The following is a 22,367-nucleotide window of genomic DNA, read 5'->3' as shown; positions in this document are numbered from 1 at the left end:
AGGCATCACCGAATGGCCCAGCAGCCCACACAGCACAGCGCCCGCGCGGCGGAGAACGCACCGGGCGGCGACGTCTCGTCGCGAGTCCTGGGCTGGGCCACCGGCGCGGCCCTGCTCGGCGCGTTCCTCATCTACAACTCCGTCGACGCCTCCGAGGCCGCGCCGCCCCCGGCCGCCGCCGTGGCGCAGGCCACGGCGCACGCGGCGGCCCCGCCGCCCGTCAGCGCCGCCCCCGGACTGCCCGCCTCGCGCCCCACCCTGCTGACGATTCCCGCCATCGGCGTGAGCGCCCCCTTCACCCCGCTGCACATCGGCACGTCGGGCAAGCTGGATCCCCCGCCGTCGGACAACAACAACCTCGCGGGCTGGTACGCGGAAGGCCCCACACCCGGCGAACGCGGCAACTCCATCGTCGCCGGCCATGTCGACACCAAGACCGGCCCCGCGGTGTTCTTCCTGCTCAGCATGGTCAAGCCGGGCAGCACCGCCGAGATCACCCGCGCCGACGGCGTCATCGCGACGTTCAAGGTCGACTCCGTCGAGACCTTCTCCAAGAACAACTTCCCCGACCAGCGCGTCTACGCCGACACCCCCAACGCCCAGCTGCGGATCATCACCTGCGGCGGCGCGTACGACCACTCGAAGAAGGACTACAAGGACAACGTCGTCGTCTTCGCCCACCTGGAATCCTCCCGCCGGGGCTGACCGCCCTCGCGGCACACACCCGGGGCAGGGCCGGGGGCGGTCACGGTATCGTCCCCCTGCGGGTCCATGAACCGGACACCGGCCCCGCGGTGTTGCCGCTGGTCCTTCACACCCGGTGGTTCCGTCGTGTCGAAACCACCGGAAGAGGGACGAGGTTCCAGAGATGACCGTCTACGAATCGGTCACGGACGCGATCGGCGGGACGCCGCTGTTCCGGCTGGCGCGGCTGGGCGAGGGCATCGTGACTCCGGTCTACGCGAAGGCGGAGTTCCTCAGCATCGGCGGCAGCGTCAAGGACCGCGCCGCGCTGTCGATGGTGCGGGAGGCCGAGCGTACGGGTGAGCTCCGGCCGGGCGGCACGATCGTCGAGGCGACGTCGGGCAACACCGGCATCGGGCTGGCCATCGTCGGACGGCAGCGCGGCTACCGGGTCGTGATCGGGGTGTCCGAGCGGGCCGCCCAGGAGAAGAGCGACATCCTGCGCGCTTACGGCGCCGAGGTCGTGCTCGCCCCGACCGCGCTCTCCAAGGACCACCCGGACCACCTCTTCCATGTGGTGCGCCGGCTCGCGGAGGAGATCCCCGGCGCCTGGCTGGCGAACCAGTACGACAACCCGGCCAACCCGGACGCCCATGTGGTGACCACCGGGCCGGAGATCTGGGAGCAGACCGGCGGGCGGGTCACGCACTTCGTGGCGGGCGTCGGCACCGGCGGCACCATCAGCGGCACCGGCGCCTTCCTGAAGAAGGCCTCCGGCGGAGGGGTCACCGTCGTTGGCGCGGATCCGGAGGCGTCGGTGTACGGCGGCGGCGACGGCAGCGCCTACTTCGTGGAGAGCATCGGCCACTTCGTCCATCCGGAGACCTCGGAGGACGTGTGGCCCGAGTCGTACCACCGGAGCGTGGTCGACACGTTCGAACGGGTGCCGGACCGTGAGTCGTTGCTGACGGCGCGGCGGATGGCCCGCGAGGAAGGGCTGCTGGTGGGACCGTCCTCGGGGACGGCGGTGGCCGCGGCGCTGCGGGTGGCACGGCGGCTGGGCCCCGACGACCTGGTCGTCGTCCTGCTGCCCGACTCGGGCCGCTCCTATCTGTCCTCGGCGCTCAGCGACGACTGGCTGCGGCAGCGCGGCTTCCTGGAGGAGCCGCGGCACGGCGACGACACCGAACCGACGGTGCGCACGGTCCTGGGCGACCCCCCGGGCCGCGGCGGGAGCCCGGTCACCGTTGCCTCCACCGACTCGCTGGGCGAGGCGCTGGCCGTGCTGCGCGCCGCGCGGGCCGACGTCGCACCCATCGTGCTCGCCCGTGCCGACCGGCCGTTCGGCATCAGCGCCGGCGAGATCATCGGCTCCGCGGAAGCGGCCGGGCTGCAGGCCGTACTCGACTCGGGGGCGGGTCCGGAGGAGCCGCTGCGCGACCACCTCGCCCCGGCGCTGCCCCTCGTCGGTCTCGGCCAGCCGCTCTCCACTGCGCTCGCCTGCCTCGACACTCCCGCCCGCCGCCACGACGCCGCCGTCGTCCTGCTCGACGGGCGGGCGGTCGGCCTGGTCGGCCGGAAGGCGCTGGAAGGCTGAACAGTCGCCGGGCCGCGGCGTGGCGGACCGGCGGAATCGGGCCGTCGCGGCGGATGTGCCAGGCCGTTACCACCACTGGCATGGCGTTTGCGATGCGTGCCGGAACGGGTGCGCGGAGTGTGGCTACAGTGAAGGGACACGACGGGCCAAGCCCGGCATTCCACTCACTTTGCGAGGCGCACCTTCATGAGTCTGAGCATCCGCAACCAGATTCCCGGCACCGTCACCGACGTCACCGCCGGTGAGGTCATGGCGACCGTCAAGGTCCGTCTGGACGGCGGCCAGAACATCACCGCGGCCATCACGCTGGAAGCCGTCAAGGAGCTGGGGATCGCCGAGGGCACGGCCGTCCGCACCCTGGTGAAGTCGACGGAGGTCTCGCTGGCCACCGGCCCGGTCGAAGGCCTGAGCATCCGCAACCAGCTCGCCGGCACCGTCTCCGAGGTCGCCACCGGCGGCGCCATGGCCAGCGTCAAGGTCACCGTCCCGGGCGGCGAACTGACCGCGGCCATCACCAAGGACGCCGTCACCGACCTCGGTCTGACCACCGGCACCTCCGTGGTCGCGCTCATCAAGTCGACCGAGATCTCCCTCGCCACCGTCTGATCCGGGCGACAGCCCGCCGCGCGGATTCCGCGCCGGCGGGCTTTTCGCCGTTCTGCTCGGCAAGGGTGCGGGTCCGACGACTCACTCCGGCCGCATTGTCTCCGCGGTCTCCGCCGACCAGGTCACCAGGGGTGGCCGCACCCGTCCGCACAGCGGCCGGCCCCCGGCGGTTGTCAGCCGCAGCCGGGCGGTCAGCCGGCCGCCGCGCACCGCCTCGTCGAACGTCTCCCGCGGGATGTCGGCGAACATCAGCTTCGCCCGGCGCAGCATGTCGGTCACACCCGCCGCGTCCACCGTGACCCAGGACAGGAAGACGAACTGCCCGCCCAGCCGGTTCTGGAGGTAAGGGCCTTCGAGTTCCGTACCGGTGGCGGCCGGAACGGCGACGGCCTCCAGGGTCCAGCTCGCCGACGCGGCGTCACCCGGGTGGAGGCCCGTCCACTCGCCCGGCCGGTCCCTGCGCTGCACGCCGATGTGCACGTTGTCGGCGGCGGGAAAGTCCGGACCGAGGGCGAAAGCACGGCCGGGCAGGTCTGAGGCCTCGATACGGATCTCCACCCGGTCATCATCCCCCGCCGGCCCGGCCATGGGCGTATTCCGCGTGTCCCGCCGCCGTGACGCTCCGTCAGGTGTCTCATGAACTCGTGACGGTCGGAGGAGATCCGCATTCCCGCGGCGGCCGGCCGTGCCGTGGCCCGGTGCTCGCTGCTCGTTGGTCACGTGTTCACCGATTGCCCCCTTCGCCTCCGTCCCGCTCCCCGCAAGGGTGTTGATGGGTCCACGACCAGGGCTCGCACCGACAGGTCGGGAAGGGATGTTCATGGCCGAGTTGACGCGACGCAGACTCCTCGGATCGGCGGCGGGGGCGATGGGAGGCGCAGCGGCGCTCTCCCTGCTGCCGCCCAGCGTGCAGAAGGCCGTCGCGGCGGGACCGCCGCGGCACGGTTCGCTGAACGACATCGAGCATGTCGTCATGCTGATGCAGGAGACCGCTCCTTCGATCACTACTTCGGCACCCTCTCCGGCGTCCGCGGCTTCAACGATCCGCACGCGCTGAAGCTGGACAACGGGCGTTCGGTCTTCTATCAGCCCGACACGGTCAATCCGGACGGCTATCTGCTGCCGTTCCATCTGGACACCCACAAGTCCAGCGCCCAGGCCATCCCGTCCACCAGCCACGCCTGGGCCGTGCAGCACGCGGCCTGGAACGGCGGCAGGATGGACCAGTGGCTGCCCGCGCACCGCAAGGCCGACGGTGTGAACGGCCCGTACGTGATGGGCTACTACACGCGGAAGGACATCCCCTTCCAGTTCGCCCTCGCGGAGACCTTCACCATCTGCGACAACTACTTCTGCTCCGTCTTCGGCCCGACCTGGCCGAACCGCCTGTACTGGATGACCGGCACCATCGACCCCGGCGGCACGCAGGGCGGCCCGGTGCTCACCAACAAGGCGCCCACGCCGTACCGGTGGCCGACCTACGCGGAGCGCCTGCAGGCCGCCGGCATCAGCTGGAAGGTGTACCAGCAGGACGACGACTACGGCTGCAACATGCTGGAGCAGTTCCAGACGTTCCGGGACTCCAAGCCGGGCGAGGACCTCTACGAGCGCGGCATGCGCCCGCAGCCCGAGGGCACCTTCGAGGACGACGCGCGCAACGACCGGCTGCCGACGGTCTCCTGGATCATGCCGACGAGCTTCCAGTCCGAGCACCCGGACTACCTGCCGGCGGCCGGCGCCGACTTCGTGGCGCAGAAGATCGAGGCCATCGCGTCCAACCCGAAGGTCTGGGCGAAGACCGCGTTCATCCTCAACTACGACGAGAACGACGGCCTGTTCGACCATGTGCCCCCGCCCACCCCGAAGGCGGGCACGGTCGACGAGTTCGTCCAGGGGCTGCCGATCGGCGGTGGCTTCCGGGTCCCGGCGATCATCGTGTCGCCCTGGACCGTGGGCGGCTGGGTGGCGAGCGAGGCCTTCGACCACACCTCGGCGCTGCAGTTCCTGGAGCGCTTCACCGGCGTCGAGGCACCGAACGTCACGCAGTGGCGGCGGCGCACCTTCGGCGACCTGACCTCGGCGTTCCGTTTCTCCCACGCGACCCCGCGGCCACCGCGGCTGCCGCACGACACGGCGAAGCAGCTGGAGGAGGCCAAGAAGGAAGTGGCCACCCTCCCCAAGCCGGTTCTCCCCGGCGCGGACCAGACGTTCCCGAAGCAGGAGAAGGGCCGGCGGCCGCACACCTAGGCCGGCCCGATGTGCAGAAGAACCGCCGAGCGCGGGGATCCGACAGGACGGGTCCCCGCGCTCGGCGCGTGTTCAACCCTCGTTGTCAGCAGGTGGGTTGGGGCGATTATGGGGCTACTTCTTGACGCCGAGGAAACGCGGTTGTAAACATCACCTCACCGGGAGAGCGCTCTCTCGGCGTTTCCGGCTCCATCACGGACCCCCACCCGTTCAGGAGATGCCATGTCAGGCGATCGTTCCTTGCTGGTGCGCCATCGGTTGAGCCGCGACAAGCGCCGACCGTTTCTGCTCATCGCCCTGCTGACCGCGTTACTGGCGGGCCTGCTCTTCGTCGTGACGCAGCCGCCGGCCCACGCGGCGGGCGCGCTGCTCTCGCAGGGGAAGCCGGCGACGGCGTCCTCCGCCGAGAACGCCGCAACCCCCGCCGGCGCGGCCGTCGACGGCAACACCGGCACCCGCTGGTCCAGCGCGTTCGGCGACCCGCAGTGGATCCAGGTCGACCTCGGGGCCACCGCCTCGGTCAGCCGGATCGGGCTGACCTGGGAGGCGGCGTACGCCAGCGGCTTCCAGATCCAGGTCTCCGACACCGGAACCGGCAACTGGACCACCGTCTACTCCACCACCACCGGAACCGGCGGCACCCAGACCCTCGACGTCAACGGCACCGGCCGCTACGTCCGGATGAACGGCACCGCCCGGGCCACCGCCTACGGCTACTCCCTGTGGGAGTTCCAGGTCTACGGCGTCCTCACCCCCGGCGGCTGCGGCTCCGCCAACGCCGCGCTGAACCGTCCGGCGACCGCGTCGTCCACGGAGAACGCCGCGAGTGCGGCGAGCGCCGCGTTCGACGGCAACACCGGCACCCGCTGGTCCAGCGCGTTCAGCGACCCGCAGTGGGTCCAGGTCGACCTCGGCGCGTCGCAGCAGATCTGCCAGGTCGTCCTGCAGTGGGAGGCGGCGTACGCCAGCGGCTTCCAGATCCAGGTCTCCGACACCGGAACCGGCAACTGGACCACCGTCTACTCCACCACCACCGGAACCGGCGGCACCCAGACCCTCGACGTCAACGGCACCGGCCGCTACGTCCGGATGAACGGCACCGCCCGGGCCACCGCCTACGGCTACTCGCTGTGGGAGTTCCAGGTGCACTCCGGCTCCCCGGGCACCCCGCCCACCACTCCCCCGACGGACCCCGGTTCGTTCTGGGGCGACACCAGCACCATTCCGCCCGCGCAGAACGTCGTCATGCTGAAGATCCTCAACCGGACGAACGGCAAGTACCCGGACAGCCAGGTCTACTGGAGCTACAACGGGCAGGTCCACTCGATCGCCGACCAGCCGTACCTCGACATGCCCGTCAACTCCGCCGGGCGGATGTACTTCTACGTCGGCACGCCGAACGGCCAGTACTTCGACTTCATCGAGTTCACCGTCGGCGCGAACGTCTTCAACGGCAACACCACACGGGTCGACGCGTTCGGTCTGAAGCTCGCGATGCGGCTGCACACCCGCGACGGGTACGACGTGTCCGTCGGTGAGGACCAGGCCACCTTCGCCGAGGACCGGTCGGCCACCTTCCAGAAGTTCATCAACGAGGTGCCGGCGCAGTTCAAGGTGCTGGCGCAGTCCCAGGCCCCGTACCGGATCATCGCGCCGGGCAGCGACCCGACGTTCCGGGCCGGCGGGGTGAACGCGAACTACTACACCGCCTACGCGAACTCGGTCGGTGTCAACGCTCCCACGTCCGACGTCTTCGGCTGCGCGGGGACCCTGTCCGAGAGCCCGGGGATGTGCTCGGCGCTCAACCGGCATGTCGCCACGCTGCCGCAGTCGCAGTGGTCGGATCCCAGCCTGTACTACCAGGCGGGCCCGGCGAACTACTACGCGAAGTTCTGGCACGACCACGGCATCAGCAAGCTGGCGTACGGCTTCCCGTACGACGACTACGCCGGCCAGTCCTCGTTCGTCTCCCACGCGAACCCGCAGTACCTGCTGGTCGCGGTGGGCTGGTAGGCGTGTCTCGTCCGGGTGCGGTGGTCACCGCACCCGGACGAGGCGGGACGGCTCACCGCACGTGACGGCTCACAGTCCTTCCTCGGCGGCCAGCGCCCGCACGGTGGACACCGTGTCCGCCTCTGCCGCGGTCTTGTCGTCGCGGTAGCGCAGCACGCGCGCGAAGCGCAGGGCGAGGCCCGCCGGGTAGCGGGGGCTGCGCTGCAGGCCGTCGAAGGCGACCTCGACGACCAGTTCCGGCCGGACGTGCACGACGTACCGGTCGCGGGTCTCCTCCCGCTCCAGCAGTTCGGTGGTCTGCCAGGTCAGCAGTTCGTCGGTGAGCCCCTTGAAGGTCTTGCCGAGCATCACCCAGGGGGCGGGATCGGATTCCTCGCCGCGTGCCGCGAGATGCAGGTTGCTCAGCCATCCCTGGCGTCTGCCGTGACCCCATTCGGCGGCCGTCACCACGAGGTCCAGGGTGTGCCGCGGCTTGACCTTGATCCAGCCGGCGCCGCGGCGGCCCGCCGCGTACGGTGCGGCCGGGTCCTTGGCCACCACGCCTTCGTGGCCGCGGTCCAGCGCCTCGCGGAAGAAGCGCGCGGCGGCGTCGGCGTCCGCGGTGACGGTGCGCGGCACGCGCAGTTCCGCCGGCACCACGTCGTCGAGCTCCGCCCAGCGGCGTTCCGCGGGCAGATCGAGCAGGTCGGCGCCGTCGCGGTGCAGCAGGTCGAAGAAGAAGACGCTCAGCGGCACCTCCGCCCGCAGCTGTTCCGGGTCCTGCCGGGAGGCGGTGCGGGCGGCGGTCACCTGGAACGGGCGGGGCCGGCCGTCCGGGCCGAGGGTGATGGCCTCGCCGTCGAGCACGGCCGTCCGTAGGGGCAGTGAGCGTGCGGCTTCCACCACTTCCGGTACGCGGGAGGTGATGTCGTCCAGGCTCCGGGTGAACACGGAGACGTCGTCCCCGTTCCGGTGCACCTGGACCCGGATCCCGTCGAGTTTCCACTCCAGCGCGGCGGGGCTCACCCGCTCCAGGGCGGCGGCGACGTCCGGAGCCGCGGCGGCGAGCATCGGCCGTACCGGGCGCCCGACCTCCAGCCCGAAGGCGCGCAGCGCCTCCTTCCCGCCCGACATCGCGGCCGCCGCGACGGCGCGGGCGGAGCCGCGGAACATCAGCGCCCGGCGGACGTCCGCCGCCGGCACACCGGCCGCCTTGGCGACGGCGTCCGCCACCACCGCGTCCAGTGCGCCCTGCCGCAGCTCGCCCACCAGCACCGCGCTCAGGAACGTCTGCTCCTGCGCGGTGGCCCTGGCGAACAGTTCCTCGAGCAGCCGGCGCCGTTCACCCTGGGAGCCGGATCCGTGCACGGCGGCGAGCGCGGCCAGTACGTCCTGGGTCTCCCGCACGCCGAGCTCCGGTTCGCCGGCGGGCGGCGGCAGATCGCGCAGGCCGGCGGGGCCGACCCCGATCCGCATCCGCCGGGACTCACCGGACAGCAGGGCCACGGCGGCGGGCAGCTCGTCGGGCCCCAGGCTCCTGAGGTATCCGGCCAGCAGGGCGATCTTCGCGTTGCGGGCCGGCTCGGCGCCGACGGCCTGGGAGGTGACGGCCAGTTCGTGAAGCAGCATGGGCGGGGAACTCCAGGGCTGGGGCGGTGAAGGCTGCGCGTGGCCCATGCGTACCCGCTTTCCCGTTCCGTCTCCCGGGGCGAAGCGGTCCGGCGCCGGACCGGCCCCGCCCAGACCTCACTTCGATCCCGCCCGCTACCGGTTCAGCGCACCCCGCGCGGCCGGAACTGCACACTGATCCGTGGTCCGACCGGCCGTGCCGTCTTGGGGATCGCGTGTTCCCAGGAGCGCTGGCAGCTGCCGCCCATGACGATGAGGTCGCCGTGTCCGAGCGGCATGCGCACGGCGGCCGGGCCGCCGGAGCGCGGCCGCAGCACCAGGTTCCGCGGCGCCCCCAGGGAGACGATCGCGACCATGGTGTCCTCGGTGCCGCCGCGGCCGATGGTGTCGCCGTGCCAGGCGACACCATCGCGTCCGTCGCGGTAGAAGCAGAGCCCGGCCGTGGTGAACGGCTCGCCGAGCTCGGTGGCGTAGTGCCGGCTCAGCGCCGAGCGGGCCGCGTCGAGCGCCGGGTGCGGCAGGGCGTCGCGGTCGCCGAAGAACGACAGCAGCCGCGGCACCTCCACCGTCCGCTCGTACATGACCCGCTGCTCGGCGCGCCACTCGACGTCCCGCGCCAGCGCCTCGAAGAGCGCGTCCGCCCCGACGAGCCACTGCGGCAGCACGTCGATCCAGGCGCCGAGCCCGATGTCGGTACGGCGCAGCCCGTCGAGCGGGCGCGGTGCGATCGCGTCCTCCTGGTCGAAGAGCGAGTTCTGCAGATGTACGGCCATGGGACCAGCCTATACGCATTCGTACATCTGTGCGATTAGCGCGAGGACCTCGCCTCCCACCCACCCCCCGTTGGGCACCGCCCAGTGGGAGACCGGTCAGACGACGCCCTGGGAGAGCATCGCGGAGGCCACGCGCTCGAAACCGGCGATGTTGGCGCCGGTGACGTAGTCGCCCGGGGCACCGAAGCGCTCGGCGGTGTCGTAGCAGGTGTCGTGGATGCCGCGCATGATGGTCGCGAGCTCCTCCGCCGTGCGCTCGAAGGACCATGACTCACGGCTGGAGTTCTGCCGCATCTCCAGCGCGCTGGTGGCGACGCCGCCCGCGTTGGCCGCCTTGCCGGGCCCGAAGGCGACTCCGGCGGCCTGCAGCAGCTTGACCGCGTCCGGGGTGGTGGGCATGTTGGCGCCCTCCGAGACGGCCTTCACACCGTTGCGGACGAGAACGGCGGCGGCGTCCGCGTCGAGCTCGTTCTGGGTCGCCGACGGCAGGGCGACGTCGGCGGGCACGTCCCACACCCGGCCGCCGGCCACATACCGGGCCGAGGCGCCGCGCCGCTCCGCGTAGTCGCTGACCCGGCCGCGCTCGACCTCCTTGATCCGCTGCAGCAGTTCGAGGTCGATGCCCTTCTCGTCGACGACATAGCCGCCGGAGTCGGAGCAGGTCAGGACGTTGGCGCCGAGGGACTGGGCCTTCTCGATGGTGTAGATCGCGACATTGCCCGATCCGGAGACCGTGACCTGCTGGCCGTCGAAGTCCTCGCCGCGCTTCTTCAGCATCTCGGCGGTGAACAGGACGTTGCCGTAGCCGGTGGCCTGTGTACGCGCCTGGGAGCCGCCCCACTCCAGGCCCTTGCCGGTCAGGACGCCCGCCTCCCAGCGGTTGGTGATGCGCTTGTACTGGCCGAAGAGATAGCCGATCTCCCGGCCGCCGACGCCGATGTCGCCCGCCGGGACGTCCGTGTGCTCGCCCAGGTGGCGGTGGAGTTCGGTCATGAACGACTGACAGAAGCGCATCACTTCGGAGTCCGACCGGCCGTGCGGGTCGAAGTCGCTGCCGCCCTTTCCGCCACCGATGTTCAGCCCGGTGAGGGCGTTCTTGAAGATCTGCTCGAAGCCGAGGAACTTCACGATGCCCAGGTTCACCGAGGGATGGAACCGCAGACCGCCCTTGAAAGGACCCAGCGCGCTGTTGAACTCCACCCGGAAACCCCGGTTGACGTGGATCTCGCCCGAGTCGTCCTGCCACGGGACCCGGAACATCAGCTGGCGCTCCGGTTCACAGATCCGCTCGACCAGTTTCGCCTCGGCGAACTCGGGACGCGCCGCGAGCAGCGGCGCGAGGGTCTCCAGCACCTCCTGTGTCGCCTGGTGGAACTCGGGCTCGCCCGGGTTCCGCTCTATCAGCTGGGCACGGAAGGAAGGCTTCATGTCGAGTCCATTCAGGAGCGGCTGCCGGACGGAAACACTGTGCGCTGTTCTACGGGCGCGGCGGGCCCGGCGTTCACGGCGGCCCCGCCGGATCCGTAGCGGTCGATGTTCACACCGGGCCCTTGACGTCCACAAGTACCGCAGAACAAATCAGGGGTTACCTCCTGGTAAGTGTGGAGGGGGCATCGACGACGCCCGCTCGAGAGCGCGTCGAGCGGCCCGGAACCCGCCTCGACGACGCCGCCCGCCGCCGCCCCCTACCGCCGGGTAGCACCGCGGCGAATACTGGCTGCCATGACGACGGTGGCCCACTGGGGCGGAACCAGCCGCTTCGCGGACCTCGGCGGGCGCGTCCACTGGGTCGACTTCGGGGGGCCGCCGGAGGCGCCGCGGGTCGTCCTGGTGCACGGGCTCGGCGGGTCGCACCTCAACTGGTGCCTGCTCGCGCCGCTGCTGACGCCCCGGCTGCGGGTGACGGCCGTGGATCTGGCCGGATTCGGGCTGACGGAGCCGGCGGGCCGGGGCACGGCGGTGCGCGACAACGTCGCGCTGCTCGACCGCTTCCTGCGGGAGGTCATCGGGGAGCCGGCGCTGCTGGTGGGCAACTCGATGGGCGGGATGATCTCGATCCTGCAGGCGGCGGCCCGTCCGGGGACGGCCACCGGACTCGTCCTGGTGGACCCCGCCCTGCCGCTGCCGTTCGGGGCCCGGCCCGATCCGCTGATCCTGTCGGCGTTCCTGCTCTACGCCGTGCCGGGCGTGGGCGAACGGCTGCTCGCGCGGTCGCGGACCGGGAGCACGGCCCGGCAGCAGGTACGGCGGCTGCTCGCGCTCGTGTGCGCCGACCCGTCGGCGGTTCCCGAGGAGCTGGTCAGCGCCTCGGTCGAGCTGGCGGAGCGGCGTGCGGCGGTGCCGGGGCTCGACGCGGCCTTCCTGGCCGCCGCGCGCTCACTGGTGCTGGTGAACGCGCGGCGGAACGCGTACTGGTCCGCGATGCGGTCGCTGCGGATGCCGGTCCTCCTCATGAGCGGGGAGCGGGACCGGCTGGTGCCGGTGCGGTCGGCCCGCGCGGCGGCCGCGCGCAATCCCGGCTGGCGCTTCGAGACGTTCCCCGGTGTCGGCCATGTGCCGCAGCTGGAGATACCGGACGTCGTCGCCGCGCGGATGCTGGACTGGCTGGACGACATAGGGCTCACCACGGGCTAGGCCTGGAGCGGCTGTTCGCTCCAGATGACCTTGCCCTCGGCGGTGTAGCGGGTGCCCCAGCGCTCGGCGAACTGGGCGACGAGGAAGAGTCCCCGGCCGCCTTCGTCCATCGTGGCGGCGTAGCGCAGGTGCGGTGAGGTGTCGCTGGTGTCGGACACCTCGCAGATCAGCGTGCGGTCGAGCAGCAGCCGGACCTTGATCGGCTCCGCGCCGTAGCGGATGGCGTTGGTGACGAGCTCGCTGAGGATCAGCTCGGTCACGAAGGCCGTCTCGTCCAGTCCCCAGCTCGCCAGCTTCCGGCTGACCTCGGCACGGACCTCGGACACGGCCGCGGGGTCGGAGGGTACGTCCCACTCCGCCATCCGGTCGGCCGGCAGGACGTTGGTGCGGGCGACGAGCAGGGCGATGTCATCCGTCGGGTGGGCGGGGAGCAGGGCCTCGAGAACCGCCTCGCAGGTCTCCTCCGGGGTCCGGTCGGCGTTCTTGAGAGCACTGCGCAGCCGTTCGAGGCCGTCGTCGATGTCCCGCTCACGGTCCTCGACGAGCCCGTCGGTGTAGAGCACCAGTCGGCTGCCCTCGGGCAGCCGCAGCTCCACCGTCGCGAACGGCAGACCGCCGACGCCGAGGGGCGGGCCGGCGGGCAGCTCGGGGAATTCCACCGTCCCGTCCGGGTGGACCAGCGCGGGCGGCGGATGGCCCGCCCTGGCCATGGTGCACAGCCGTGTGACCGGGTCGTAGATCGCGTACAGGCAGGTCGCTCCCGTGACGTCGTCGCCGGAGCCCGCGGCCGTCTGGTCCTGGTCGATCCGGCCGACCAGCTCGTCGAGGTGCCCCAGCACTTCGTCCGGCGGCAGATCCAGCGTGGAGAAGTTGTGGACCGCGGTACGCAGCCGCCCCATGGTGGCCGCGGCGTGCAGGCCGTGGCCGACGACATCGCCCACCACCAGCGCGACCCGGGCTCCCGGCAGGGGAATGACGTCGAACCAGTCCCCGCCGACGCCGGCCTGCGCGGGCAGATAGCGGTAGGCGGCCTCGACGGCGTTCTGCTCGGGCAGGCCGTGCGGCAGCAGGCTGTGCTGCAGGGTGACGGCCATGGCGTGCTCGCGCGTGTAGCGCCGGGCGTTGTCGATGCACACCGCCGCACGGGTGACCAGTTCCTCGGCGAAGGAGAGGTCGTCCTCGTCGAAGCGCTCCGGCCGCTCGGAGCGCCAGAACTTGGCGATGCCCAGCAGCACGCCCCGGGCCAGCAGCGGGACCCTGACGACCGAGTGGACGCCGTACTCGAGCATCGCGTCGGCGCGCTCGGGATCCTGCACCTTCCAGTCGGTGGACGACGCGAGGTCGGGGTCGAAGACGCCCTGGCCGGTGTCGAGGCTCCAGGCCTGCGGAGTGGAGGGGATGATGGTGATCGGCTCGCCCACCGGATAGAGCGGGGCATCGTCCCTGATGGCGCTGACGGCCACCCGCTGCATCTGGGTGCCGGAGGTCCCCGAGGGCTCCTCACCGCGCAGCACGGGCACCGCGAGGTCGACGGAGACGAAGTCGGCGAACCGCGGGACGGCCACCCGGGCGAGTTCCTGCGCGGTCTGCACGACGTCCAGGGTGGTGCCGATGGCCACACTGGCCTCGTAGAGCAGTCTCAGGCGTCTGCGGCCCGCCTCGGCCTTGTCCGACAGCGCCTGCAGCTCCGTGGAGTCACGCAGGGTCGCGACCCTGCCGGGGGGCCCGCCGTTACGGTCCGTGGGCCGGACGTTCACCACGAGCAACCGGTCGCCGGCCGGCAGGACCTCGTCGCTCACCGCCTGTTCCGAGGCCAGCAGCTGCACCGCCCGGCTGCTGAGCCCGAGGCCCGCCACGGACCGCCCCTCGGCGTCCGGCGGCAGTCCGAGGAGCCGGCGCGCCTCGTCGTTGGCGAGCAGCAGTCTGCCGTCCCCGCCGACGATGACCACGCCCTCCCGGACCGCGTGCAGCACCGCGTCGTGGTGCTCGTACATCCGGGTCATCTCGCTCGGCCCCAGACCGTGGGTCTGCCGCAGCAGCCGTTTGCTGGTGAGTGCCGCCCCGACCGTGGCCAGGGCGAGCGCGACGGCCGCGGCGCCGAGGATGAGCGGCAGCTGGCCGTTGACGACCCCGCTGACCTTGGTGATCGTGATCCCGGCGGAGACCAGGCCGACCACCGTGCCGTCGGTGTCCCGGACGGGGACCACGGCCTGGACGAGTGGCCCGATGGTGCCGATGATCCGCTCGGTGATCACCTGGCCCTGCAGGGCCGGCTCGAAGTTGCCGACGAACTTCTTGCCGATGCGGTCCGGCTTGGGGTGCGTGTAGCGGATGCCGTCGGTGTTCAGCACGACGATGAAGTCCACCCCGGAGCTGATCCGGGCGGCCTCGGCCCTCGGCTGGAGGATCGCGGTCGGGTTCGGGGACCGCAGTGCCGCCACGATTCCCGGGGAGTTCGCGAAGGTCTGGGCGACCGCGACCGAACGGTTGCGGGCCTCCTGCGTACTGTCGTGCTCCGACTCCAGGACGAGCGCCAGCACCGCCGCGAGCACCAACAGGAGCACCACGACCACCTGCAGCGCGAAGACCTGGCCGGCGACGCTGCGTATCCCCCTGATCCACCTGCGTCGGCCGGCCGGCTGGGCGCCCGAGGATCGGACCGTCAACCGGGCCATGGCCTATGTGTACCCCGGTTGACCCCGGTAAGCGAGTGGTCGGAGTGCACGGGCCCGGCGCTCAGCCGGGCGGAGGGGGAACATCGCGCGTGTCCGACGCTCGCGGCGACGCCTCGGAAGCCGTCTCGCCCGCCTCTGCGGGCACGAGCGGGACAGCGCCGCCACCCTGGAGACGCTCCAGGTCGGAGGGGCGTACCTGAATGACCAGCAGGGCGATCAGCGCACCGACGACGGCGAAGACCGCCGCGGCGACGAATGCCGTGGAGATGCCCGAGGTCAGCACCTGGTCGCCCCAGGGCGACGGGAGCTGCCCGGTCCTGCGGAACTCCAGCTGCTGGGCCGGGGTCGCCTGCGCCAGGAACCGGGGGACCTGGTCGGTGGCCTCGTTGCGACTGGCCGTGCCGAAGACGGTGACCAGGACGGACAGCCCGAGCGACCCGCCCACCTGCTGGGTGGCGTTGAGGATCCCGGAGGCCGCGCCCGTCTCTCTCGCCTCGACGCCCGATACCGCCATCAGCGTCAGTGACACGAACTGCAGTCCCATGCCGGTGCCGAAGACCAGAATGGGGCCGAGGATGCTGCCCAGATATGTGCTGTCGACATCGGTCATCGTCAGCCAGCCGAGTCCCACCGCGGCCAGCACCGCCCCCACCACCATGAAGGGCTTGGGTCCCCACTTGGGCAGCAGTTGCGAGGTGAACCCCGCAGCCACCGCGATGATCGCGCTCACCGGCAGGAAGGCGAGGCCGGCCCGCAGCGGACTGAATCCCAGGATGTTCTGCACGAAGAGGGTCAGGAAGAAGAACATCCCGAAAATCGCGGCGGACAGACTCAGCATCATTCCGTAGACACCGGCGCGATTGCGGTCGCGGAACATCCACAGTGGGGTGATGGGCTGCCTCGACCGGCGCTCGATGCTGATGAACAGGTACAGGAACACCACGGCCGCCGCGAAGGCCGCGATGGTGACGCTGTCGCTCCAGCCGTCCTTGGAGGCCCGGATGAATCCGTAGACGAGCAGCACCATGCCCAGCGTGGACGTGAGCGCGCCGACGATGTCGAAGTGGCCGGCGTGGCGCTCGGACTCCCGGATGAAGCGGGGGGTGGCGAGCACGATCAGCAGCCCGATGGGCACGTTCACGAAGAAGACCCAGCGCCAGTCGAGCCATTCCACGAGCAGTCCGCCCGCGAGCAGCCCGATCGCGCTGCCGCCCGCCGAGACGGCGGCGAACACACCGAACGCCCTGTTCCGCTCGGGCCCTTCGCGGAAGGTCGTGGTGATGAGCGCGAGGGCGGTGGGAGAGGCGATGGCGCCGCCGACGCCCTGCAGCGAGCGGGCCGCGAGCAACTGCCAGGATTCCTGGGAGAGTCCGCCGAGCAGCGAGGCGAGCACGAAGAGCAGCACACCGAAGATGAAGACCCGGCGACGGCCGAGGATGTCGCCCAGCCGCCCGCCGAGCAGCAGCAGTCCGCCGAAGGTCAGCGTGTAGGCGTTGATGACCCAGGACAGGTTCTCGGTCGAGAAACCGAGCGAGGTCTGGATGTGCGGCAGGGCGATGTTCACGATGGTGATGTCGAGGACCACCATCAGCTGGCACGAACAGATGACGAGGAGTGCGATACCGCTGCCGCGGCCCCGCTCCGGGGATGCGGCAGACTCCGGGGATGCTGTCTGAGAGTCCGTCATGAGAGTGCCTGCGGGAATGCGTGCGCCTCAGGTCAGAAGTGAACGAATTCGGTCACTCCTTCGAGGCTAAGCCTGCCCGCACGGCCCCGCCAATCGATCACCGGGGCCGCGACGGAGCGCGTGTCAGGTCAGCGCGAGCAGTTCGTCGAAGCCCGCGCGGACCCCGTCCGCGAGCACCTGGATGTCGGGTACGCCGTCGAAGTCGGCGTTGATGCCGAAGGTGATCTGGCCGAGGTAGGAGAAGATCCCGACGCTGATCCGCATGGTGCTGGCGATCGGCACGTACGGGTAGATCTCGGCCAGCCGCCGGCCCAGCATGTACAGCGGCACCCGCGGGCCCGGCACGTTGGTGGTGACGGTCTGCAGGAACTGCTGCGGGAACCGCATGGCGGTGCGCGAGCCCAGTGCGAGCAGGGTGGGCGCCGCGAAGTTCGCCATACCGGTGATCGCGTCGGCGCCCGCCGCCTGGCGGCTGCCCTTGAGGTCGTCCATCTGCTCGCGCACCGCGGCGAGCCGCGCCTGCGGATCCGGCTCGCTCACCGGCAGGTTCAGCAGGACGGCGCTCACCCGGTTGTCCAGCTTGTTGCGCTGGTCCCGCGAGCGTACGGAGACCGGCACCATCGTGCGGACCACCATGCCCTCGGACAGCTCACCGCGGCTCTCCAGCAGATCACGGAAGCCGCGGGTGATCGCGGCGAGGATGACGTCGTTGACCGTTCCGCCGGTGACCTTGCGGATCTCCTTGGTCTCCGTCAGGTCCGCCTTCGCCCACACCCAGCGGCGGTGCGGGCCGAGGGAGCCGTTGAGGGAGCCGGCCGCGCGGGTGGTGAGCCGGCGGGCGGTGTCCGGCAGACTGCCGGCCAGGGCGCGGCCGATGCCGAGCAGTTCGGAGCCGCTGCGCAGCCGCCGGGCGAGGGCGGGCACGGCGGCCAGATGTCCCAGCGGGGTCAGCACCGCGTCGCGCACGCCGTCGGCGACGAGGTCGAACGTGGACGGGTTCGGCTCCGGTGTCCAGGGCCGGGGTTCGGACAGTTCGCTGTCCTTACGCCAGTCCAGCACCAGCTGCATCATGTCGGTACCGGCTATGCCGTCGATCATGCAGTGGTGCACCTTGGAGATGAGCGCCCAGCGGCCGCCCTCCAGCCCTTCCACGAGCCACATCTCCCACAGCGGCTTCGTGAGGTCCAGGCGCTGGGCGAAGAGCCGTCCGGCGAGGTTGCGCAGCTGGTCGTCGCCGCCCGGTGCGGGCACCGCGGTGTGGCGTACGTGGTAGAGGATCTGGAAGTGCTCGTCGTCGACCCAGACGGGACGGCCCAGATGCAGCGGCAGGCTCTTGACCCGCTGCCGGTACCGGGGCACGTCGGGGAGCTTGGACACCAGAAGTCTGATGACATCGCCGTACGACGGCACCGGCCCCTCGAACACCAGGACCGATCCCACGTGCATCGGCACGTTCTCGTCCTCGATGAAGTAGAAGCCCGCATCCAAGGCGCTCATCCGGTCCACGGACGCAACCGTAGAGGGGAGCACCGGCCGCGTCCAGGGCGCCTGGGGTCGGATACCGGCCGCCGGCCGAACGTATCCGGCCTCCTGACCGGCGAAGGCGCGCCAATTCTTGACGGGCCCCTGCCAAGGATCGTGTCCGTACCGTCATGCTTCGTCCCGGCGCCCACCCGGCGCCCCAAGAGCGAGGCGCCACCGCGCCCGCGCCGGCGACAGGAAGGCAGTCAGATGCGACGGAGACTCACCGCCGGGGCCGCTCTCGCGGCCGCGGCGCTGCTGGCGTCGGTCATGGGCGCGGGCACCGGAACGGCCGCCGCCGACTCCCCCGCCCTCGGTACGGGCTACGGGGTGCACGACGGCCAGGTCCCGCTGACCACCACGAAGACGACCTCGGCCTATCTGCTCCAGGACCCGACACGTGGCAACACCGTCACCGTCGACGGCCGTACCAACACCATCCTCACCGACGCGGACAACATCTGGGGCAACGGCCTGCCGACCAATCTCCAGTCCGCGGGCGTCGACGCCCAGTTCGCCGCCGTCTCCGTGTGGGACTACTTCAAGTACTCGTTCAACCGGCTCGGGGTCAGGAACGACGGCAAGGGTGTCCGCAGCGTCGTCCACTACGGCAACCACTACGCCAACGTCTTCTGGAGCGATGCCTGCGGCTGCATCAACTACGGCGACGGCTCGGACAACGCCCATCCGCTGACCACCATCGACATCGGCGCGCACGAGATCACCCACGGCATCACCTCCGCCACCGCCGGGCTCACCTACAGCGGCGAGGCGGGCGCGCTCAACGAGAGCACCTCCGACATCTTCGCCACCATGGTGGAGTTCTCCGCGAACATCCCCGCCGACGTGCCGGACTACCTCATCGGCGAGAAGGCCGACCTCAACGGGAACGGCACCCCGCTGCGCTACATGGACCGGCCGTCCCGGGACGGGGTCTCACCCGACTACTGGTCGACGTCGGTCCCGAACCTCGACCCGCACGTGGCGTCGGGGATCGGCAACCACTTCTTCTTCCTGCTCGCCGAGGGCAGCGGCCCCCGGGTCATCAACGGGATCTCCTACAACAGCCCGACCGTCAACGGCTCGGTGCTGACCGGGATCGGGCAGAACACCGCGGCGGCGATCTGGTACCGGGCGCTGACCGTGTACATGACGTCCACCACCAACTACCACGCGGCGCGGACCGCGACCCTCGCCGCGGCGCGCGACCTGTACGGGGCGGCCAGCAGCCAGTACGCGGCGGTCGGCGCCGCGTGGACCGCCGTCAACGTGGTCGGCCGCGCCGTGCCGTCGCCCGCTCACGACGGCACGGCGCGGACCGGCCACGCCGGCGAGGTCAGGGCCGGCTGACGGTCCACACGAAGCCGGCCGTGTCGGTCGCCCCGGTGGCGCCGGTCGCGGTGACGGCGACGGTGCTGGTGCCCGGGGCCGTCGCGGTACCGGAGATCACCCCGGCCGGGCTGATCGACAGGCCCTCGGGCAGCCCGGTCGCGGTGAACACCGGGCCGGATCCGGCGGATCCGGTGCCGCGGGCCGCGATGGCCAGCCGCACCGGGGTCCCGGCCCGGCTGCTCATACCGTGCGGGTTGGTCACCGTGACGCTGCCCGTGCCGGTGACGGTGCTGGTCACCGTCCTGGCCGAGAGCGGTGTGCCGACCGTCAGGGTCCCGGTCAGCGGCAGGTTGCGGGACGAGTCGCCGACCAGGATCCGGTAGTCGCCCGGGGTGGTCGTCCAGCCGGCCGTGGTGTCCGACCAGTGCGCCAGGTCGTGCGCGGTGACGGTGAACTGCACCCGCCGGCTCGCCCCCGGCTGCAGCTCGACCCGCTGGAACCCCTTGAGCTGCCGGACCGGTTCACCCGTCGCGGCGGGAGCACCGACGTAGAGCTGGGCGATCTCCGCGCCGGCGCGGCCGCCGGTGTTGGTGACGGTCGCGGAGACCGTGGCGTTGCCGCTCGCGTCCGGTGTGCCGACCTGGAGTCCGGAGAAGGCGAACGTCGTGTACGACAGCCCGAACCCGAACGGGAAGAGCGGGGTGACGTCGCCGGCGTCGTACCACCGGTAGCCGACCTTCAGCCCCTCCGAGTACTGCACCTTGCCGTCGGTGCCCGGCCACTGGGCCGCGGTGTGCGCGGGCACGTCGGCCAGGCTCGCCGGGAAGGTGACGGGCAGCTTCCCCGACGGGTTGGTGTCGCCGAACAGCAGCCGGGCGACGGAGTTCCCGACCTCCTGCCCGGCGTACCACTCCTCCAGCACGCCCTGCACCCGGCCCAGCCACGGCATGGTGACCGCGGAGCCGGTGTTGAGGACCACCACGGTCCTCGGGTTGGCGGCCGCGACCTGCGCCACCAGCTCGTTCTGCTCCGCGGGCAGATCGATGCCCGTCAGGTCGGCGCCCTCCTTCTCCCCGTACCCGACGCAGACGACCGCCACATCGGAGGCACGGGCCAGGGCGACCGCGGCCGCGATGTCCGTACCGTCGTTGTACTGGACGGTGGTGCCGGTGCCCGCGACCCGGTTCTGGAGCCCGGCCAGCGGCGAGACGGTGCCGGAACTGGCGACGAAGGCACTGCTGACGGCGGCACTGCCGCCGCCCACGCTGCGCACCCCCGCGCCGGCGTCGGGGCCGAGCAGCGCGATCGAGTGCGTGGACGCCGTCGACAGCGGCAGCACGCCGGTGTTCTTCAGCAGGACGCTGCCCTGTTCCGCGACCTGACGGGCGGTCGCCTGGTGGGCGGGGGTGGTGACCAGAGCCGTGGTCGACCCGGTGTGCTTCCGGTCGAAGAGGCCGAAGGCGAACATCTGGGTGAGCACCCGGCTCACCATGGTGTCCAGCGTGGCCTGGCTCACCTGGCCGTCGGCGACCGCCTGGGCGAGGTAGTTGGAGTAGTAGTACCCGCCGGGCATCTCCATCGTCATCCCGCTGTTCGCGGACTCCACGGTGGAGTGCGTCGCGCGCCAGTCGCTGGTGACGAATCCGCCGAAGTCCGCCTGCTGGTAGAGGGCGGTGTTCAGCAGATACGGGTGCTGGCAGTCGTAGGCGCCGTTGACGGTGCCGTAGCCGCACATCACCGACGCCGCCGCGCCCTTGCTGACGGCGGTCTGGAACCCGGGCAGATAGATCTCCTGCAAGGTGCGGGTGTCGATGACCGCGTTGTCCTTCGGCCCGTTGCGGTTGGTCTCCTGGTTGTAGACCGCCACATGCTTGGCCTGCGCCATGACGCCCTGGCTCTGGATGCCCTGGATGTTGGCGACGGCCATCTCGCCGGACAGGTAGGGGTCCTCGCTGTAGCTCTCGAAGGCCCGGCCCCAGCGCGGGTCACGCACGATGTTGAGGGTCGGGCCGAGCGCCACATCGGCGCCCTTGCCCGCGAACTCGTTCCCGGCGACGGCGCCGTACTGGTGCTGCAGCGCGGTGTCCCAGCCGGCCGCGGCCGACACGGGCGCGGGCAGCTGGGTCACCCCGGAGAAAGCGTCGCCCACCCCGCCGGGGCCGTCGTGGAAGCCCATCGAGGGGATGCACAGGGACGGGATCGCGGCGAGGTTCCCGACGTACGGCGTGGTGTTGCCGGTGCCGTGCACCATCTGGATCTTCTGGGCCTGTGTCATCTGCGCCATGAGCCGCGTGACGCGCTCGGCCACGGGTGCGCTGGACCCCGACCAGGGGCAGCTGCCGTCGCCGCCGGTCGCCGGGCTGCTGGTGCCGCCGGGGGTGAGGACGCTGAACTCCCAGAGCGAATAGCCCCAGGAGGTGGCGCGCTGGATGCCGGTCAGCCGTACGTAGCGGCCGGTGCCGTTCAGCGCCACCGTCTCGATGCCGCCCTGGCCCGCGGTGGTGGAGTAGACGGTGGTCCAGTCGGTGCCGTCGTCGGAGACCTGGATCCGGTACGCCCTCGCGTACGCGTTCTCCCAGGCCAGCTGGACTCCGCAGACCGGTCGGCTGGAGCCGAGGTCGACCTGCAGCCACTGCGGATCGGCGGCGGCGCTGGACCAGCGGGTGCCCGCGTTGCCGTCGAACGCCGCCGCTGCCGGGGTGTCGGACCGCTCGGTCGACGAGGCGGTGGCGGGCCGGTTCAGCGCCGCTGTCGTGATGCCGCAGGGGACGGGGTCGGAGCCCGGCGCGGCCTGCGCCGCCGATCCCGCCACCGCGGGCGTCAGGCTGGCCGACAGGGCCGCCACGAGCAGGACGGCGAGGTGCCGCGGACGTCCGCGACGGGTCCGGGGACGGGTTCCGCGGCGGGTGGCGCCGCGCCGTAGGGAGAAGTGGGGAGTGCCTGGCACGGGCGTCTCCTAGTCGCTGATCACCGCAGCTGTGAGAGGGCGA

Annotated in this window: 14 protein-coding genes and 1 pseudogene; 7 read left to right on the top strand and 8 right to left on the bottom strand. The window is 71.3% G+C overall.

Annotation, left to right across the window (positions count from 1 at the left end):
* Positions 1 to 12: 12 nt before the first annotated feature.
* The 3 genes from LNW73_RS29840 (at position 13) to LNW73_RS29830 (ending at position 2,887) form a co-directional block, all read left to right on the top strand.
* Positions 13 to 705, top strand: a complete 693-nt coding sequence (locus LNW73_RS29840) for a class F sortase (RefSeq protein WP_250992030.1) — start codon at positions 13 to 15, stop codon at positions 703 to 705.
* 163 nt (positions 706 to 868) lie between these two features.
* Entirely contained in the window at positions 869 to 2,281 is a 1,413-nt protein-coding gene (locus LNW73_RS29835; RefSeq protein WP_250992029.1) for a pyridoxal-phosphate dependent enzyme, read from the top strand.
* A 186-nt stretch (positions 2,282 to 2,467) separates the two neighbouring features.
* Complete coding sequence (locus tag LNW73_RS29830; RefSeq protein ID WP_250992028.1) at positions 2,468 to 2,887, top strand: TOBE domain-containing protein; 420 nt, start codon at positions 2,468 to 2,470, stop codon at positions 2,885 to 2,887.
* An 81-nt stretch (positions 2,888 to 2,968) separates the two neighbouring features.
* Here LNW73_RS29830 and LNW73_RS29825 read toward each other — a convergent pair whose 3' ends face one another.
* On the bottom strand, positions 2,969 to 3,445 hold the full coding sequence (locus LNW73_RS29825) for a DUF5990 family protein (protein WP_250992027.1): 477 nt from the start codon (positions 3,443 to 3,445) through the stop codon (positions 2,969 to 2,971).
* A gap of 262 nt (positions 3,446 to 3,707) precedes the next feature.
* Here LNW73_RS29825 and LNW73_RS29820 point away from each other — a divergent pair.
* A pseudogene (locus LNW73_RS29820) lies at positions 3,708 to 5,134 on the top strand (alkaline phosphatase family protein).
* A 222-nt stretch (positions 5,135 to 5,356) separates the two neighbouring features.
* Positions 5,357 to 7,147: a galactose-binding domain-containing protein gene (locus LNW73_RS29815; protein WP_250992026.1), complete on the top strand. Its 1,791-nt coding sequence runs from the start codon at positions 5,357 to 5,359 to the stop codon at positions 7,145 to 7,147.
* Between the two features lie 69 nt (positions 7,148 to 7,216).
* On the opposite strand, the gene LNW73_RS29810 is transcribed toward LNW73_RS29815, so the two are convergent.
* From LNW73_RS29810 to gdhA, 3 genes are all read right to left on the bottom strand, one after another.
* Positions 7,217 to 8,755, bottom strand: coding sequence for an ATP-dependent DNA ligase (locus LNW73_RS29810; protein ID WP_250992025.1), 1,539 nt, complete (start codon positions 8,753 to 8,755; stop codon positions 7,217 to 7,219).
* A gap of 143 nt (positions 8,756 to 8,898) precedes the next feature.
* Positions 8,899 to 9,528 (bottom strand): alpha-ketoglutarate-dependent dioxygenase AlkB, encoded by a 630-nt coding sequence (locus LNW73_RS29805; RefSeq protein WP_250992024.1) that lies wholly within the window; start codon positions 9,526 to 9,528, stop codon positions 8,899 to 8,901.
* Positions 9,529 to 9,624: 96 nt separating this feature from the next.
* Positions 9,625 to 10,956 (bottom strand): NADP-specific glutamate dehydrogenase, encoded by a 1,332-nt coding sequence (gene gdhA / locus LNW73_RS29800; RefSeq protein WP_250992023.1) that lies wholly within the window; start codon positions 10,954 to 10,956, stop codon positions 9,625 to 9,627.
* Positions 10,957 to 11,250: 294 nt separating this feature from the next.
* Between gdhA and LNW73_RS29795 the strand changes: the two genes are divergently transcribed.
* Positions 11,251 to 12,162, top strand: coding sequence for an alpha/beta fold hydrolase (locus LNW73_RS29795; RefSeq protein WP_250992022.1), 912 nt, complete (start codon positions 11,251 to 11,253; stop codon positions 12,160 to 12,162).
* Here the strand turns inward: LNW73_RS29795 and LNW73_RS29790 are convergent.
* The 3 genes from LNW73_RS29790 to LNW73_RS29780 form a co-directional block, all read right to left on the bottom strand.
* On the bottom strand, positions 12,159 to 14,837 hold the full coding sequence (locus LNW73_RS29790; protein ID WP_250992021.1) for a SpoIIE family protein phosphatase: 2,679 nt from the start codon (positions 14,835 to 14,837) through the stop codon (positions 12,159 to 12,161). The two genes, LNW73_RS29795 and LNW73_RS29790, sit on opposite strands and share 4 nt — an antisense overlap.
* A gap of 61 nt (positions 14,838 to 14,898) precedes the next feature.
* The gene (locus tag LNW73_RS29785; protein ID WP_250974629.1) at positions 14,899 to 16,524 is read right to left on the bottom strand and encodes an MFS transporter; all 1,626 of its coding nucleotides are present in this window, start codon (positions 16,522 to 16,524) and stop codon (positions 14,899 to 14,901) included.
* Between the two features lie 123 nt (positions 16,525 to 16,647).
* A complete protein-coding gene (locus tag LNW73_RS29780) occupies positions 16,648 to 18,021 on the bottom strand; it encodes a WS/DGAT/MGAT family O-acyltransferase (RefSeq protein WP_250992020.1) in 1,374 nt (457 codons plus the stop codon).
* Positions 18,022 to 18,255: 234 nt separating this feature from the next.
* Here LNW73_RS29780 and LNW73_RS29775 point away from each other — a divergent pair, with 234 nt between their 5' ends.
* Positions 18,256 to 19,395 carry a M4 family metallopeptidase gene (locus LNW73_RS29775; RefSeq protein WP_250992019.1) on the top strand — a complete coding sequence of 380 codons (1,140 nt, stop codon included), beginning with the start codon at positions 18,256 to 18,258 and terminating at the stop codon, positions 19,393 to 19,395.
* Here the strand turns inward: LNW73_RS29775 and LNW73_RS29770 are convergent.
* The gene (locus LNW73_RS29770) at positions 19,382 to 22,324 is read right to left on the bottom strand and encodes a glycoside hydrolase family 3 C-terminal domain-containing protein (RefSeq protein WP_250992018.1); all 2,943 of its coding nucleotides are present in this window, start codon (positions 22,322 to 22,324) and stop codon (positions 19,382 to 19,384) included. The two genes, LNW73_RS29775 and LNW73_RS29770, sit on opposite strands and share 14 nt — an antisense overlap.
* Between the last annotated feature and the right edge of the window lie 43 nt (positions 22,325 to 22,367).

The sequence above is a fragment of the Streptomyces sp. RKAG337 genome, from assembly GCF_023701715.1.
GTDB lineage: Bacteria > Actinomycetota > Actinomycetes > Streptomycetales > Streptomycetaceae > Actinacidiphila.
This window is presented reverse-complemented; position numbering and strand designations above follow the sequence as displayed.

Coding starts and splice junctions, on each gene's coding strand:
- LNW73_RS29775 (WP_250992019.1), top strand. CDS start 18,256: ATGCGACGGAGACTCACCGCCGGGGCCGCTCTCGCGGCCGCGGCGCTG.
- LNW73_RS29835 (WP_250992029.1), top strand. CDS start 869: ATGACCGTCTACGAATCGGTCACGGACGCGATCGGCGGGACGCCGCTG.
- LNW73_RS29830 (WP_250992028.1), top strand. CDS start 2,468: ATGAGTCTGAGCATCCGCAACCAGATTCCCGGCACCGTCACCGACGTC.
- LNW73_RS29785 (WP_250974629.1), bottom strand. CDS start 16,524: ATGACGGACTCTCAGACAGCATCCCCGGAGTCTGCCGCATCCCCGGAG.
- LNW73_RS29790 (WP_250992021.1), bottom strand. CDS start 14,837: ATGGCCCGGTTGACGGTCCGATCCTCGGGCGCCCAGCCGGCCGGCCGA.
- LNW73_RS29810 (WP_250992025.1), bottom strand. CDS start 8,755: ATGCTGCTTCACGAACTGGCCGTCACCTCCCAGGCCGTCGGCGCCGAG.
- LNW73_RS29780 (WP_250992020.1), bottom strand. CDS start 18,021: ATGAGCGCCTTGGATGCGGGCTTCTACTTCATCGAGGACGAGAACGTG.
- LNW73_RS29795 (WP_250992022.1), top strand. CDS start 11,251: ATGACGACGGTGGCCCACTGGGGCGGAACCAGCCGCTTCGCGGACCTC.
- gdhA (WP_250992023.1), bottom strand. CDS start 10,956: ATGAAGCCTTCCTTCCGTGCCCAGCTGATAGAGCGGAACCCGGGCGAG.
- LNW73_RS29840 (WP_250992030.1), top strand. CDS start 13: ATGGCCCAGCAGCCCACACAGCACAGCGCCCGCGCGGCGGAGAACGCA.
- LNW73_RS29805 (WP_250992024.1), bottom strand. CDS start 9,528: ATGGCCGTACATCTGCAGAACTCGCTCTTCGACCAGGAGGACGCGATC.
- LNW73_RS29815 (WP_250992026.1), top strand. CDS start 5,357: ATGTCAGGCGATCGTTCCTTGCTGGTGCGCCATCGGTTGAGCCGCGAC.